The organism is Streptomyces sp. Xyl84, assembly GCF_059731885.1.
On the sequence record NZ_AP029182.1, the window covers coordinates 1,170,997 to 1,185,669 of the forward strand.

General features: G+C 74.6%; 11 protein-coding genes, 1 tRNA gene and 1 pseudogene. 1 reads left to right on the plus strand and 12 read right to left on the minus strand.

The features are described 5' to 3' along the window. Nucleotides 1–40 precede the first annotated feature (40 nt). Nucleotides 41–125, minus strand: a tRNA-Leu gene (locus AC6I72_RS05030). Nucleotides 126–223: 98 nt separating this feature from the next. Here AC6I72_RS05030 and AC6I72_RS05035 point away from each other — a divergent pair. After that, a pseudogene (locus AC6I72_RS05035) lies at nucleotides 224–908 on the plus strand (acetate--CoA ligase family protein); the annotation flags it as partial. Between the two features lie 194 nt (nucleotides 909–1,102). Here the strand turns inward: AC6I72_RS05035 and AC6I72_RS05040 are convergent. The 11 genes from AC6I72_RS05040 to AC6I72_RS05090 all read right to left on the minus strand — a co-directional run bounded on the left by AC6I72_RS05040 (nucleotide 1,103) and on the right by AC6I72_RS05090 (nucleotide 14,661). Further along, nucleotides 1,103–2,275 carry a sugar phosphate isomerase/epimerase family protein gene (locus AC6I72_RS05040; protein WP_497999655.1) on the minus strand — a complete coding sequence of 391 codons (1,173 nt, stop codon included), beginning with the start codon at nucleotides 2,273–2,275 and terminating at the stop codon, nucleotides 1,103–1,105. Then, the gene (locus tag AC6I72_RS05045; protein ID WP_497999656.1) at nucleotides 2,272–3,720 is read right to left on the minus strand and encodes an alkaline phosphatase family protein; all 1,449 of its coding nucleotides are present in this window, start codon (nucleotides 3,718–3,720) and stop codon (nucleotides 2,272–2,274) included. Before AC6I72_RS05045 ends, AC6I72_RS05040 begins: the two co-directional genes overlap by 4 nt. Continuing rightward, nucleotides 3,717–4,886: a metabolite traffic protein EboE gene (gene eboE / locus AC6I72_RS05050; RefSeq protein WP_497999657.1), complete on the minus strand. Its 1,170-nt coding sequence runs from the start codon at nucleotides 4,884–4,886 to the stop codon at nucleotides 3,717–3,719. The genes AC6I72_RS05045 and eboE overlap by 4 nt, the downstream gene beginning before the upstream one ends. 3 nt (nucleotides 4,887–4,889) lie before the next feature. Next, nucleotides 4,890–5,738 carry a TatD family hydrolase gene (locus tag AC6I72_RS05055; RefSeq protein WP_497999658.1) on the minus strand — a complete coding sequence of 283 codons (849 nt, stop codon included), beginning with the start codon at nucleotides 5,736–5,738 and terminating at the stop codon, nucleotides 4,890–4,892. Beyond that, entirely contained in the window at nucleotides 5,738–6,481 is a 744-nt protein-coding gene (locus AC6I72_RS05060) for an EboA domain-containing protein (RefSeq protein ID WP_497999659.1), read from the minus strand. The genes AC6I72_RS05055 and AC6I72_RS05060 overlap by 1 nt, the downstream gene beginning before the upstream one ends. After that, the gene (locus tag AC6I72_RS05065; RefSeq protein WP_497999660.1) at nucleotides 6,478–7,431 is read right to left on the minus strand and encodes a sugar phosphate isomerase/epimerase family protein; all 954 of its coding nucleotides are present in this window, start codon (nucleotides 7,429–7,431) and stop codon (nucleotides 6,478–6,480) included. The genes AC6I72_RS05060 and AC6I72_RS05065 overlap by 4 nt, the downstream gene beginning before the upstream one ends. After that, nucleotides 7,428–8,426 (minus strand): SCO3242 family prenyltransferase, encoded by a 999-nt coding sequence (locus AC6I72_RS05070; protein WP_497999661.1) that lies wholly within the window; start codon nucleotides 8,424–8,426, stop codon nucleotides 7,428–7,430. Before AC6I72_RS05070 ends, AC6I72_RS05065 begins: the two co-directional genes overlap by 4 nt. Next, complete coding sequence (locus tag AC6I72_RS05075; protein ID WP_497999662.1) at nucleotides 8,423–9,565, minus strand: inositol-3-phosphate synthase; 1,143 nt, start codon at nucleotides 9,563–9,565, stop codon at nucleotides 8,423–8,425. Before AC6I72_RS05075 ends, AC6I72_RS05070 begins: the two co-directional genes overlap by 4 nt. Before the next feature lie 139 nt (nucleotides 9,566–9,704). Continuing rightward, the gene (locus AC6I72_RS05080) at nucleotides 9,705–11,057 is read right to left on the minus strand and encodes a ThuA domain-containing protein (RefSeq protein ID WP_497999663.1); all 1,353 of its coding nucleotides are present in this window, start codon (nucleotides 11,055–11,057) and stop codon (nucleotides 9,705–9,707) included. Nucleotides 11,058–11,068: 11 nt separating this feature from the next. Further along, nucleotides 11,069–13,582 carry a PQQ-dependent sugar dehydrogenase gene (locus AC6I72_RS05085; protein WP_497999664.1) on the minus strand — a complete coding sequence of 838 codons (2,514 nt, stop codon included), beginning with the start codon at nucleotides 13,580–13,582 and terminating at the stop codon, nucleotides 11,069–11,071. 80 nt (nucleotides 13,583–13,662) lie between these two features. Then, on the minus strand, nucleotides 13,663–14,661 hold the full coding sequence (locus AC6I72_RS05090; RefSeq protein ID WP_497999665.1) for a sugar phosphate isomerase/epimerase family protein: 999 nt from the start codon (nucleotides 14,659–14,661) through the stop codon (nucleotides 13,663–13,665). Nucleotides 14,662–14,673 lie beyond the last annotated feature (12 nt).

Below are 14,673 nucleotides of genomic sequence, written 5' to 3' on the forward strand. Positions count from 1 at the left end.
CGTTTCCGTATCACTGCAGCTGGTATACAGCTGGTCTCTGTGTCCGAGGGGGGACTTGAACCCCCACGCCCGATAAAGGGCACTAGCACCTCAAGCTAGCGCGTCTGCCATTCCGCCACCCGGACCAGGTGTCTGCCGTCCGCGCGTGTTCCCCGCGGCGACATGGACAACCATACCAAGGTTTCGGGGTGCGTTTCACCTGCGTTTTTCCCGCCCCCGCCGGGCCCGGGCCGTGGCCGCCGCGCTGGTGGAGGCGGGGCGCGAGGGGGATCCTCGAACGCCGTCCTCGTCCCGTCCGGGTGCGCGGAGACGGGCGAGTACGCGCTCCGGGCGGTGATCGTGGCGATCACCGAGCGGTACGGCGTACGGCCGCGCGGGCCGAACATCTGCGGCTGCCACTCGACCTGGCAGGACCCGTGCGCGGCCTTCTGCACGCCGTACGACGCGAAGGGGGTGCCGCGCTGACCTCGCGGTCCGGTGGGATCGGCAGGCGATCCCGGGCCTCACGCGGACCACGAGGACGGCTGTGCCGGCGATCGCGGACCTCGGCAGCGAGTCCGACCTGGACGAGGACGACCCGCTGACCTGGTTCGGCGAGGATCGCCCCCGATCGCCCCCCGGTGCGTCGCGAGGCACCTGGAGGCCGTCAAGGACGGGCGGGCCTTCGTGGCGGCGGCCCGCGCGACGGTGCCGAAGAAGCCGGTGGTGGTCCTCGATGCGGGCGGTAGGGCGGCGGGGCGCGGGCCGCGGGCTCGCCCACCGCAGCCCTCGCGGGCGACGGCGTCGTCTACGGCGGCATCCCGCGTCAGGCGACATCCGGGCACCGGGCCTGACCGGCATGCTGGAGTACGCGCGCTCTGCCGGTGCTGCCCGCGCCGAGGGGCGACGACATCGTCGTCACCGGAGGCCGGTCAGTACCTCTTCGGCTGCTGCTGCGCCGGCCGGGGCGGGGCGGCGCGCGTCCGGTGGGGGCCGAGCCGGGCACCGCGTCCTGACGGAGCCGCCGGGACGCGGAAGGCGGGGCCCTTCCCGTGGCTGGGCGAGGGTCCCGTCTCCCGTCGTACGCGGGCGGCGGCGCGGCCCCGGCGGTGGGGCCGCCGGGTCACCCGCGGCGCAGGGCGGCCAGGTTCTCGTAGCCGATCCGCGCGTGGGTCAGTGACTGGGCCGGGTCGGTGGCGCTGGGCGCGTTGTCCTGCTCGACCATGGGGTTGTGGTGGTTGCGGTGGCCCACGCGGGAGAAGAACGCCGTGTAGTCGATGACGCCGGTGCCGAACGGGACCATGGCGTAGCCCTGCCCGCTGGTGGTGTCGACGACGCCGTCCTTGGCGTGGAACAGCGGGTAGCGCCGGTCGTGGCGGGTGACCAGGCCGGCCGGGTCGAACACGTTCTGCCGGGTGGAGCCGTCGTGGGCGGTGTACGTGCGGAACTTGTACTGGGCCACGTGCGCCCAGAAGATGTCCATCTCCAGCCAGACCAGCTTCGGGTCGGTGACGGACAGGAAGTATTCCAGCTTGCGGATGCCGGAGGAGCGGGTGGGCCGGCCCTGGGCGTCGAGCGGTCCGCCGTCGAGCAGGAACCCGTAGGCGGCGTCGTGGTTGTGGGTGTACAGCTTGATCCCGGCCCGGCGGGCGATCTCGCCCAGGGCGTGCCACTTGTCGGCGGCCACGTCCCAGTCGGCCTTGTAGGAGCTGCTGGTCGGGTCGCCGCCGGTGCCCATGTGGTCCATGCCGAGGATGTTCGCGATCTCCAGGTGCTTCTTGAAGGTGTCCAGGTCCGCGGGGGTGAGCGGCCAGGAGCCCGGGATGAAGCCGTGGTTGCCCTGGGCGCGCAGCCCGTACTCGTCGAGCCAGCGGCGCAGCAGCCGGGCGCCCGCGGCGGTCTCCAGGTTCGCGCCGCCGGGCGCGTTGGGGTGCTGGCCGTAGCCGGCGAACTCGACCTGCCGGTACCCGAAGCGCGCCAGCTGTGCGAAGACGGCGCGGAATCCGGAGGGCAGGCTGGTGGAGAGCGGGTCGCGGCCGGTGGCGTCGCGGACGGTGTAGAGGATGATGCCGCGCTTGTCGGCGGGGACCAGGGCCTGGCCTGCGCCCTGGCCGGGACCGGGGACCAGGCCGGGGCCCGGTTCGGCCGCCTGGACGGGGGCGGCCCCGAGGACGGGTGCGGCGAGCGCGCCGGCTGCCACGGCGGTGCAGGTGCTCAGGAAGCCGCGGCGGCCGATGCCGAGGCTGCGGCGCAGCCGCTCGTCGGTGCCGGGGCCGGTGGGCTGGATGTCGTTCACGGGTGCCTCTTTCCGGGCTGGTGGGCGGTGGTGCCGGGGGTGCCGGACGGGCCGGGTGTGCGGAGTCCGGCGAGGTCGAGCAGGAGTGACTTCACGTCGGTGGCCGCGAGGCGGCCGCCGACGGCGCGGGGGGTGGAGCAGATGAGGAGCGGACCTTCGTCGTCGCTCGCGGGGAGGCGGCCGTGGCTGCCGCGGACCGGGGAGGCGTCGAGGGGGACGACCGCCATGCGGTAGCGCAGGCCGAGTTTCTTGCGGGCCAGGGCGGTGGCCGCCTTGACCTTCACGTACGGGTCGTGCGGGTCCATGAACAGCTCGGCCGGGTCGTAGCCGGGTTTGCGGTGGATCTCGACGAGCCGGGCGAAGTCGGGGGCGCGGTCGTCGTCGAGCCAGTAGTAGTACGTGAACCAGGCGTCGGGTGCGGCGACGGCGACGAGTTCGCCGGAGCGCGGGTGGTCGAGGTGGTGGGCCTTCTTTCCCTCGTCGTCCAGGAGGAGGCCGAGGCCGGGCAGGCCGTCGAGCGCCGCCCGGGTGGCCGCGAGGTCCTCGGGGCGGCGCACGTAGACGTGGGCGATCTGGTGGTCGGCGACGGCGAAGGCGCGGGAGGCCGTCGGGTCGAGGTACTCCATGCCGTCCTGGGTGTGCACCTCCAGCAGTCCGGCGCGGCGCAGGGCCCGGTTGATGTGGACGGGCCGGTCGGCGCGGGTGATGCCGTACTCGGACAGCGCGACGACGGTACGGCCCTCGGCGCGGGCGTCGGCGAGGAGGGGGGCCAGGGCGGCGTCGAGGTCGGCGGCGGCCTTCAGGGAGCGCGGGTCGTCGGGGCCGTGGCGCTGGAGGTCGTAGTCGAGGTGCGGGAGGTAGCTGAGGGTGAGGTCGGGTCGGCGGGTGCGGTTGATGTGGCGGGTGGCGTCGATGATCCACCGGCTGGAGACGAGGTCGGCGCCCGGCCCCCAGAAGTGGAACAGCGGGAAGGTGCCGAGGCGTTCGGTGAGTTCGTCGTGCAGGGCGGGCGGCCGGGTGTAGCAGTCGGGTTCCTTGCGGCCGTCGGCGTGGTAGACGGGGCGCGGGGTGACGGTGAAGTCGGTGTCGGCGCCCATGGCGTACCACCAGCAGATGTTGGCGACGGTGTAACCGGGGTGCGCGCGGCGGGCCGCGTCCCACAGCTTGTCGCCGGCCACGAGGCCGTTGTGCTGGCGCCACAGCAGGACGTCGCCGAGTTCGCGGAAGTACCAGCCGTTGCCGACGATGCCGTGTTCGGCGGGTGTCGTGCCGGTCAGGAAGGTGGACTGGGCGGCGCAGGTGACGGCGGGCAGGACGGTGCCGAGCGGGGCGTGGGAGCCGGAGTCGGCGAGGGCCCGCAGGTGGGGCATGTGGTCGAGCAGGCGCGGGGTGAGTCCGACGACGTCCAGGACGAGCAGCGGGGTGGGTCCTGCGGGGCGGGTCATGGCAGTTCCTTCAGGCCGAGGTCGGTCAGCAGGTCGCGGGCCAGGGCGAGTTCGGCGGCGATGCCGTCGGCGAGCTGGGCGCGGGCGCGGGGCCGCAGTGCGGCCGGCAGGGCCTGCCAGGTGTAGGTCTCGACCTCCAGGTGGCGGGTGAGCGGGTGCGGGCCGCCGGCCAGCCGGGTCAGGGCGCTCTTCAGGACGGGCAGGGTGGAGGTGAGGGGTGCGGCGGGGGCGGCGTGCAGGGGGACGTGGAAGTGGGCGCGCCAGGGCACCCCGTCGGGGAGGGCGCCGGGGTGCAGGGCTTCACCGAGGTCGTCGGTGCCGAGCGGCCCGTTCGGGGTGCGGGCGCGGGTCTGGTGCAGGAAGCGGGGCTCGGCGAAGGCGGCGAGGGCCGCGCGCACCTCGGGGCGGTGCGGCTGTTCGGCGTGCAGGGCGGCGGACAGCTGGGACTTGACGACGGGCACGCCGGCCGCGGTCAGGGCGTCGAGAGCGGTGTGCGGGTCCTCGAAGGAGGTGGCGAGGTGGCAGGTGTCGACGCAGATGCCGATGCGGTCGCGGCCGATCGCGGTGAGCGGGGCGATGGCGTCGCGCGTGGTCTCGACGACGCAGCCGGGCTCGGGTTCCAGGCCGATGCGCAGCGAGCGCCCGGTGAGGTCCTGGAGGGCGTCGAGGCGGTCGGCGAGGGTGCGCAGGGCGGTGCGGGCGCGGGTGGCGCGTGCCTCGTCGTGGGCGGTGCGCCAGGCGAGCGGCAGGGTGGAGACGGTGCCCTCGGTGACGTCGTCGGGCAGCAGGGCGGCGAGGACGCGGGCGAGGGCGGTGGTGTGCTCGAGGCGTTCGGGGTCGGCCCAGTCGGGCCGGTACACGCGGTACTTGACCCGCTGGGCGCCGAAGCCCTCGTAGGGGAAGCCGTTGAGGGTGACGACCTCCAGGCCGCACCGGTCGAGTGCGGTGCGCAGGCCGCGCAGGGCGGAGGGGTCGGTGACGAGGGTGCGGGCGGCGTCGCGGGCGAGCCAGAGGCCGATGCCGAGCCGGTCGCGGCCCAGGCGGCGGCGGACGGGCTCGCAGTGGTCGCGGAGCTGGGCGAGGACGCCGTCGAGGGTTTCGGCGGGGTGGACGTTGGTGCAGTAGGCGAGGTAGACGGTGGAGCCGTCGGGGTGCCGGAACCGCATGGCTCACTCCCCGCCGCGCAGCACGGAGTTGCCCTCGTGGGTGGCGCCGGGTGCGGTGACGTCGAGGGCGAGGCGTCCGCTGAGGCCGTAGAAGGCGACCGGGTTGCGCCACAGCACCCGGTCGACGTCGTCCTCGGTGAAGCCCTCGGCGAGCATCAGGTCGGCGACCTTGCGGGTCTTGAGCGGGTCGCTGCGGCCCCAGTCGGCGGCCGAGTTGACCAGGACCTTCTCGGGGCCGTACTCCCGCAGCAGGGCGACCATGCGGGTCTCGTCCATCTTGGTGTCCGGATAGACGGAGAAGCCGAGCCAGCAGCCGCTGTCCTTGGCCTCCTTGACGGTGGTCTCGTTGAGGTGGTCGACCAGGACGCGGTCGGCGGGCAGCGCTGACTCGGCGACGGCGTCGAGGGTGCGGCGCAGTCCGGCGAGCTTGTCGCGGTGCGGGGTGTGGACGAGCGCGGGCAGGCCGTGGTCGGCGGCGAGCTGGAGCTGGGCGGCGAGGGCGGTGTCCTCGGCGGGTGTCATGGAGTCGTAGCCGATCTCACCGACGGCGACGACGCGGTCCTTGGCGAGGTAGCGGGGCAGTTCGCCGAGGACGGGGACGCAGCGCGGGTCGTTCGCCTCCTTGGGGTTCAGGGCGAGGGCGCAGTGGTGGGCGATGCCGTACTGGGCGGCGCGGAAGGGTTCCCAGCCCAGGAGGGAGTCGAAGTAGTCGTGGAAGGAGGCGGGTGAGGTGCGGGGCTGGCCGAGCCAGAAGGCGGGTTCGACGACGGCGCGGACACCGGCGGCGTGCAGGGCCTCGTAGTCGTCGGTGGTCCTGGACGTCATGTGGATGTGGGGGTCGAGGATGCGCATCAGGACTCCTTGCCGTGGGGGTCGTCCGGGGCCGGGCGCGGGATGTCGCCGGGCGTGCCGGGCCCGGGGGGTGCGGTGTCCGGATCGGTCAGGGCCAGGACGCGGTGCAGGTCCTCGGGGACGGCGCGGCCGGCGGCGATGCGTTCGGCCGCGTAGTCGCCGAGCATGCGGGCGAGTTCGGCGTCGCCGCGGGCGCGCCGGCCGAGGCCGCTGACGTGGGCCACGGGGACGCCGGTGAACAGGCACTTCAGGACGGCGTGCCGCCAGGCGTGCGGGCCCAGGTGCCGGGCGGCGTACGGGCCGACGGCGGCGGCGAGCAGGCGGGTGTCGTTGGTGCGCAGCGCGTCCTCGACGAGGGGCAGGGCGTCGGGGCCGGGCACCAGGTGGTCCAGGGCGTGCAGCACGGCGCGGCGCTCGTCGGCGGTGCCCTGGCGGTAGACGCGGGTCAGGGCGTGCGGGTCGGCGCGGGCGGCGCGCAGGATGAGGACCCGGGCGGCGTCGGCGTGGGCCGGTCCGCAGCGGCGGCCCGCCTCGGCCAGGCGCAGTTCCCACACGGAGATCGGTCCGTGGCCGCCGGGGTGGGCGGCGGCTTCGTCGAGCGCCTGGCCGAGCCAGGCGCGGGCGGCACCGGTCAGCGCGGCGGGGAGGGTGTGCGGATCCGCGGCGGGGAGGGTGTGCGGGTCGGCGGACGCGGCGGGCGCGGCGCCCGCCGGGGTGCCGGGGGCGGGGTGCGGGCGGGTCATCGGGGGCTCCCTTCGGGGGCGGCGGCGGGTGCCCGCCGGGAGGCGGGCGTGGGGGCGTGCCCTCCCGCGTGGGCGGCGGCGCGGCGCAGGAACGGCAGGGAGAGTCCGGCGTGGTGCGGGCCGGCGTGCGAGTGGCGGGGCAGTTCCACGACGGTCAGGCCCGTGTAGCCGGTGGCGGCCAGGGCCGCGAGGACGGGCGGGAAGTCGATCTCGCCGTCCCCGAGGGGCAGGTGCTCGTGGACGCCGCGGCGCATGTCCTCGATCTGGACGTGCCGCAGCCAGGGGGCGGCGGCCCGCACGCACTCGGCCGGCGGGAGCGGTTCGAGGCACTGGCAGTGGCCGATGTCGAGGGTGAGACCGAGGTGGCCGGGGTCGCCGAGGATGCGGCGCAGCCGGTGGAAGTCCGCGAGGGTGGCCAGGAGGTGACCGGGTTCGGGTTCGACGGCGAGCGGGACGCCGGCCGCGCCGGCGGCGTCCAGGACGGGGGCCAGCGCCTCGGCCAGCCGCTTCCAGGCCGTGTCCTCGTCGGTGCCGGGCGGGAGAGGGCCGCTGAAGCAGTGCACGGCGTGGGCACCGAGGTCGATGGCGACGCGCACGGCCCGCAGCAGCAGGTCCGCGCGCTGGGCGCGGTCGTCCGGGTCGGCGTCCAGCAGCGAGGGGCCGTGCTTGCGGCGCGGGTCGAGCACGTAACGGGCGCCCGTCTCCACCGTGACCCGCAGGCCGAGGGTGTCCAGCCGGTGCGCGGCCTTGCGGGTGCGGGCGGCGAGGTGCGGGGCGAGCGGGTCGAGGTGCATGTGGTCGAGGGTCAGTCCGACGCCGTCGTAGCCGAGGTCGGCCAGGAGGGCGAGGGCGTCGTCGAGGCGGAGGTCGGCGAGGCCGTTGGTGCCGTAGCCGAAACGCAGGTCCCCCGGGGCCGTGGGGCGCGGCGTGGAGGTCGTGTGCCGGGTCATGTGACGCTCACCTTCCTCGCGAGGCGGCGGGCCGGCGGGGCCAGGGCGGCCGTGAGCAGGGCGGTGGCCGGTGCGCCCGCGCGGGCGGTCAGCGCCGACTGGAGCGGGATCGTGGCCCGGACGCCGCTGCCGACGGCGCGTTGCAGCAGGGGCGGTGAGGGGTTGAGGGCGGCGTGGAGGTAGGGGCGCAGGGAGGTGGCGGCGTAGGCGGCGGTGGCGCAGGCGGCGGCCAGGGCGGCCACGGGGCGGGACCGGGCCGCGGCGGTGCGGGGCGGGGGGCCGGGCGGACGGTGCAGGAGGGCGGTCAGCGCGGTGGTGGCGGCCAGCGCCGCCAGGGGGACGCCCGGTGCGCCGCCGCTGGTCTCGCGGCGGGACACCGCGGTGACCGCGAGGGTGTGGGTGGCGAGCAGGGCGGCCGGCCGGAGGGCGGGGCGGGTGCGGCCGGTGGTGGCGGCGGCGCCCAGGAGCAGGTCGAGTCCGCGGGCGGCGGCCATCGCGAGCGGCCCGGCCGGGGTGCGCTTGAGGCCCAGGTCGTACGCCCAGACGGTGGCGGCGAGCGGTGCGGCGACCGCCAGCGCGGGGCGTCCCGCGCCGGCCGCCGCGGCCAGGCCCGCCGTGGTGAGGGCGCAGGCCGCGGCGAGAGCCGCCCGGGGGCGGACGCGGCCGGAGGGCAGCGGGCGGTGCGGGCGTTCCCTGGCGTCCTCGGCGCGGTCGGCCCAGTCGTTGAGGGCCATCCCGGCCTCGTACAGGCACAGCGAGGAGCCGACCGCGAGGAGGGTGCGGGGGCCGGCCCGCCCGGCGGCGGCCGCGCCCGCCAGGGCGTCACCGGGAACGGTGAGGACGGCGGGCAGCCGCAGCAGCTCGGCCCAGGCCCGCCCCCGCCCGGCACCGCGCGCACCGCCACCGCCACCGCCACCGCCACCGCCACCGCCACCGCCACCGCCCGGAGCCTCGCTCACCTCCGGGGCACCGCCCGTGGCCCGCCCGGCGTTCACGGGCGTTCCCCCGGCCGCGCGTCCGGCGTTCGCAGACACTCGGCGAGGCGGGCCAGGCCGGCGTACTGCTCGGTCAGGCCTGCCGGGCCGTCGCCCACGGGGTCCTTGAAGTAGAAGCCCAGTTCCCGCAGCGGGCCGGACAGGCCCGCCTCGTGGGCGCGGGCGACGATGCGGGCGAGGTCCAGGACCAGGGGGGCGGCCAGGGCGGAGTCGCAGCCCTGCCAGATGGTCTGCAGCACCATGCGGGTGCCGAGGAAGCCGTCAAAGGCGATGTGGTCCCAGGCGGTCTTCCAGTCGCCGAGCGCGGGGACGTCGTCGATGTGGACCTCGCCCTGCGGGATGTGGCCGAGGGTGTCGGCCAGGACGCGTTCCTTGCCGGCGTTCTTGGCCGCGGCGGCGGCCGGGTCGGCCAGGGCGGCGCCGTCACCGCCGCCCAGCAGGTTCGTGCCCGACCAGGCCCGCACGGCCAGCGAGCGCTGCGCGAACATCGGGCCGAGCACGGCACGGAGCAGGGTCTGGCCGGTCTTGCCGTCACGGCCCGCGTGGGGCAGGCCGCTCGCCCGCGCCGGCCCGGCCAGCGCGGGGTGGTGCAGGCCGGTGGACGGGGTGAAGTTGACGTACGGGCAGCCCGCGCGCAGGGCCGCCGCCGCGTACAGGGAACTCGGCGGCAGGGCCGTGCCGGTGGGCGGCGGTTCGGTGGAGGCCACGTTCACCACCACCGCGCGGGCCGCACCGGTGCGCCGTACGAAGGCCTCGATGTCGGCGGCGAAGGCGGCGGTCAGCTCCTCCTCGTCCCGGTGGTCGCCGGGCAGCGGGCCGCCGGTCGTGATCTCCCGGTCGGCGGCGGCGAGTTCGGCGGTCACCGCGGTGGTGACGCCGTACGGCAGGACCCCCGCGGCGGTCAGTGCCTCGGCGCGTTTGGGCAGCGGGCAGTCCGTGGTGTCGTGGCCACCGAAGACCAGGGAGGACAGGGGCGGCAGGCCGGTGCCGGTGAAGAGCGGGGTCTCGGTGAGCAGGCCCGTGGGCGGGTGCAGCCGTGCGGCGAGGGCGGCGCAGCCCGCGACGACGGTCGTGGCGACGGAGCCGCGCGCCCCGATCAGCCAGACGCCGACGGGACGGTGGGGGAAGGACGCGGACATGGGCAGCCTCCTGTCGCGGGACGCCGGAAGAGACGGAAAAGACGGAGAAGGGAAAGACGGAAGAGAGGGTGTGGGGGCCGCGGGGGTGTGCGGCGGTGGGACGGCGGGCGGGGGTCCGGCGTCCCCCGCCCGCCGCCGTTCAGTGGCCCCGCGCGGCGCGCGCCGCGGGCAGTTCCCTGATCCGGATGTCGCGGAAGGACACCTGGTCGTCGGGTCCGTGGTTCTGGATGCCGATGTGTCCGTCGGTCAGGCTCCGGGCCGGGTCGGTGTTGGTGAAATCGTTGATCCGGACGCCGTTGAGGAACACCCGCAGGTGTTCGCCCTCGACGCGGATCTCGTACGTGTTCCACTCCCCCGGCGGGTTCAGCGCGCGGTCGCGCCGGGTCAGGTCCGCGGACCGGAACCCGTAGACGGAGCCGGTGGTCTTCTCGGGCACGTCGGTGGCGTCGATCTGGATCTCGTACCCCTTGTCCACCGCCGACCAGGGGTCGTCCGAGGCCGGGAAGCCCACGAACACACCGGAGTTGTCGTCGCCGGCCACCCTCCAGTCCAGCTTCAGGGAGTAGGAGGAGAAGCCGGAGGCCGCGTACCAGAGCAGGCCCATGCCGCCGGACGACGTCAGCGTGCCGTCGTCGTCCAGGGCGAAGGTGCCCGGGCCCGCCTGCCGCCATCCGCCGAGGGAGGCGGCCGTGCCGTCGAAGAGCGGACGGTAGCCGTTCTCCGGGCGGCAGTCGGCCCTGGCGTCGCCGGTGGCGTACCGGATCCCGCCGAGCAGGTGGGCGCGGAAGGCGGGGTCGGCGTAGGACTCCTTGGTGTGGCCGCCGCCGGTGTAGAAGGCGCGGCCGCCCCGGTAGGCCTGGCACCAGGCGATCGGGTGGTCGCCGTTCATGGTGCCGCCGGTGTACGACGACTCGTCCAGGGAGGCCAGGACGTGCACCTTCTCGCGCGGGTCGGTGCGGTAGTCGTACCACTCGTCGGTGCGGTTCCAGACCGGGGGCAGGTGCGAGGTCGCCGGGTGGGCGCGGTCCTCGACGTTCACCCGGGCCGGCTGGATCGCCGGGTGGGAGCGGAACCAGGCGCCGACGAGGCCGCCGTAGAACGCCCAGTCGTACTCGGTGTCGGCGGCGGCGTGGATGCCGACGTAGCCGCCGCCCTGGCGGATGTATCCCTCGAAGGCCTTCTGCTGCCGTGCGTCGAGCACGTCCCCGGTGGTCGACAGGAACACGACCGCCCGGTAGCGGCGCAGGTTGGCCGGGGTGAAGGCCCCCGCGTCCTCGGTGGCGTCGACGGCGAAGCCGCGCTGTGCGGCCAGTTCCCGGACGGCCGCGATGCCCTCGGGGATGGAGTCGTGCCGGAAACCGGCGGTCCTGGAGAAGACCAGGAGGCGTGCGCCGTCGTCGCCGGGGTGCGCGGCGGCGGGGGCGGACAGGGAGCCGAGCAGCAGGGCCGTGCCCGTGACGGCCGTCGCGAGGCGGCCGGTGGAGTGCTTCATGTGTCCTCCCCTCAGCCGGTGGTGAAGACGAAGTCGTCCACGTCGAACAGGGCTCCGGTGCCGCCCCTGAAGACGAGGTAGAGGGTGGTGGTGCCCCTGGGGGCGCGGGTGAGGCCGGCGCTGACGTCCTGGAAGGTCTCCCAGCCGCCGGTGACCGGCACGGTGGCCTTGCCGAGCAGGGTGCCCTGGGGGGAACCGGCCCGGATCTCTAGGGTGCCGCCCGCGCCGCCGGAGGAGATCCGCGCGGTGATCTTCTCGGCGTTGCTCAGGACGTAGGGCGTGAAGGAGATCCAGTCGCCGTCGCCGATGTCGCCGACCGTCTTGCCGCCGTGGGCGCTCGCCCTGGCGATGACGGAGACGCCCGAGGAGTCGCCGAAGTGCTCTGCCTGCCGGTGGCGGGGCTGGGTGACGTTGCGGTCGTGGGTGGTCAGCGGGGCCTGGCCGCCGCCTCCGTTGTCGGTGTACTGGGCGTCGAACACGCCGAAGATGTTGGCGTTCTCGTCGTGGCCGCCGTCGGCGCTGGTCTGGATGGTGCCGGAGCAGCCCTGCGCGGAGGTCAGCGGGTGGCCGTGGGTGTCGTGGCCGAGGACGAAGGTGACGGTGACCTTCGAGCAGTCGACGGCCCGGCCGTCCTCGGGGTCGGTGACCTTCACCTTGAACGGTACGGCGTCGCCGAAGCCGAACAGCTGGCCGTCCTCCGGGAGTTGCAGGGTCACCTGGGGCGCGGTGTTGCCGACGACGATCTGTGTGCTCGCGCTGCCGGTGCGCCCGGAGGGGTCCTTCGCGGTCAGGGTCGCGGTGTAGGTGCCGTTCTTCTTGTACTTGTGCGTGGGGTTCGCCGTCGTGGCGGTGGCGCCGTCGCCGAAGTCCCAGCGGTAGGTGAGCGCGTCGCCGTCCTGGTCGCTGGTGCCCGCCGAGGAGAAGGCGACCTTCATCGGTGCCTGTCCCGAGGTGCGGTCGGCCGCCGCCCGGGCGACCGGGGAGTGGCCGTCGGTGGCGTTCTCGATGCGGTACAGGCCGGAGTTGTCGTCGCCGCCGAACCAGGAGGTGCCGTAGTCGAGGACGTACAGCGCGCCGTCCGGGCCGAAGGCCATGTCCATCACCTGGGTGCCGGTCCAGGGGACGGGGTCGATGGACCGCACGGTGCCGTCGTCGTCGCTGGAGATGCGCTTGATCCAGCGGCGGCCGAACTCACCGGCGAAGAAGTCGCCGTCGTAGGCCTCGGGGAACTTCACGGGCGAGTCGAGCGCGGGGTCGTAGTGGTAGACGGGGCCGCCCATCGGGGACTCGGAGCCGTCGCCGAACTCGGGCACGGACGGGCCGTCGTAGGGGATCCAGGCGGGCTGGGCGGGTGGCAGGTCGGTCAGGCCGGTGTTGTGCGGGGAGGTGTTCTTCGGGGCGTCGCAGTCGAAGCTCGCGCCGGACGTCCTGGTCGCGAAGTCGTAGTCGACGTAGGCGTCGTTGGCGCCGGTGCAGTAGGGCCAGCCGAAGTTGCCGGGGCCGGTGACGCGGGCGAACTCGACCTGGCCCGCCGGTCCGCGCCCGGGGTCGGCGGCGCCCGCGTCGGGGCCGTAGTCGCCGACGTAGAGGATGCCGGTCTTCTTGTCGACGCTGAAGCGGAAGGGGTTGCGGAAGCCCATCGCGTAGATCTCGGGCCTGGTCCTCGCCGTGCCCGGCGCGAAGAGGTTGCCGTCCGGGATCGTGTAGGAACCGTCCGCCTCGACCTTGATGCGCAGGATCTTGCCGCGCAGGTCGTCGGTGTTGCCGGCCGAACGCTGGGCGTCGAAGGCGGGGTTGCGGTCGGGGCGCTCGTCCAGGGGGGAGTATCCGTCCGACTGGAACGGGTTGGAGTCGTCGCCGGTCGACAGGTACAGGTTGCCCGCCGCGTCGAAGTCGATGTCGCCGCCGACGTGGCAGCAGATGCCGCGGGAGGTCTGGACGTCCAGGATCTTCTTCTCGCTGGCCGTGTCCAGGGTGCCGTCCGTCTTCAGCACGAAGCGGGAGAGGCGGTTGACGCCGTCGAAGGGCGCGAAGTCCGCGGCGGTGCCGGTCTCGGGGGCGTCGCCCGCGGGGGTGCTGAGCGGCGGCGCGTAGTAGAGGTACACGAACCGGTTGGTGGTGAAGTCCGGGTCGACGCCGACGCCTTGGAGGCCTTCCTCGTCGTGGGAGTACACGGCGAGCCGGCCGGCGACGCGGGTGTTGCCGGCCGCGTCGGTGAGGCGCAGCGTGCCGTCACGGGAGGTGTGCAGGACGGAGCGGTCGGGCAGGACGGCGAGCGACATGGGCTCACCGACCTCGGCCGCGCCCTGGGCGAGGGTGACCTGCTGGAAGTCCTCGCCGGCGGCGGTTTTGGCGGTGCCGGCGACGGCTGCGCCGGTCTGGGGTGTGGCGAGGGTCAGGGACGCGCCTGCCAGCAGGGCGCCGCCGAGCAGCGCGACCGCCTTGCGGAAGGCCGGGCGTCGTCGTCGGGCGGTGGCGGGCTCGCCGGGACCGGTGGTGCGGGTGGTGCGGTCGTTCCCGTGCACGGATGCCTCCATCGATGGGGCCGGTTGTACGGGCGGGTGCGTGCGCCGGGATGCGCCGTCATCCCGGAGGGGGGAAGAGGTCAGTTGCCGAACGCCGCGTCGAAGGAGGCGGACGGCGGCTCGAAGTCGTAGGCCTTCAGGCGGGTCAGTGCCTCGGGGGCGCCCTGGAGCCGGTCCATGCCGGCGTCCTCCCACTCGACGGAGACGGGGCCCGCGTACCCGATGGAGCGCAGCATCCGGAACACGTCCTCCCAGGGGACGTCCCCGTGTCCGGCCGACACGAAGTCCCAGCCGCGGCGCGGGTCGCCCCACGGCAGGTGGGAGCCGAGCCGGCCGTTGCGCCCGTCGAGCCGGGTGCGGGCCTCCTTGCAGTCGACGTGGTAGATCCGGTCGCGGAAGTCCCACAGGAAGCCGACCGGGTCGAGGTCCTGCCACACGAAGTGCGAGGGGTCGAAGTTCAGGCCGAAGGCGGGCCGGTGGCCGACGGCCTGGAGGGCGCGGTGGGTGGTCCAGTAGTCGTAGGCGATCTCGCTGGGGTGGACCTCGTGCGCGAACCGCACGCCCTCGGCGTCGAAGACGTCGAGGACCGGGTTCCAGCGGGTGGCGAAGTCCTCGTAGCCGCGTTCGATCATGGGCTCGGGGGCGGGCGGGAACATGGCGACCAGGTGCCAGATGGCGGAGCCGGTGAACCCGATGACGGTGTCGACGCCGAAGGCGGCGGCGGCCCGCGCGGTGTCCTTCATCCGTGCGGCGGCCCGCTGCCGTACGCCCTCCGGGTCGCCGTCGCCCCACACCGGGGCGGGCAGGATCGCCCGGTGGCGTTCGTCGATGATGGCGTCACAGACGGCCTGGCCGACCAGGTGGTTTGAGACGGCCCAGCACTTCAGGCCGTATTTTTCGAGCAGCTCGTGCCGGGAGGCCAGGTAGGCGGGGTCGGCGAGGGCCTTGTCAACCTCGAAGTGGTCGCCCCAGCAGGCGAGTTCGAGGCCGTCGTAGCCGAAGTCGCGGGCGAGGCGGCAGACCTCTTCCAGGGGCAGGTCGGCCCACTGGCCGGTGAAGAGCGTGAACGGGCGCGGCATCTGGCTGGCCTC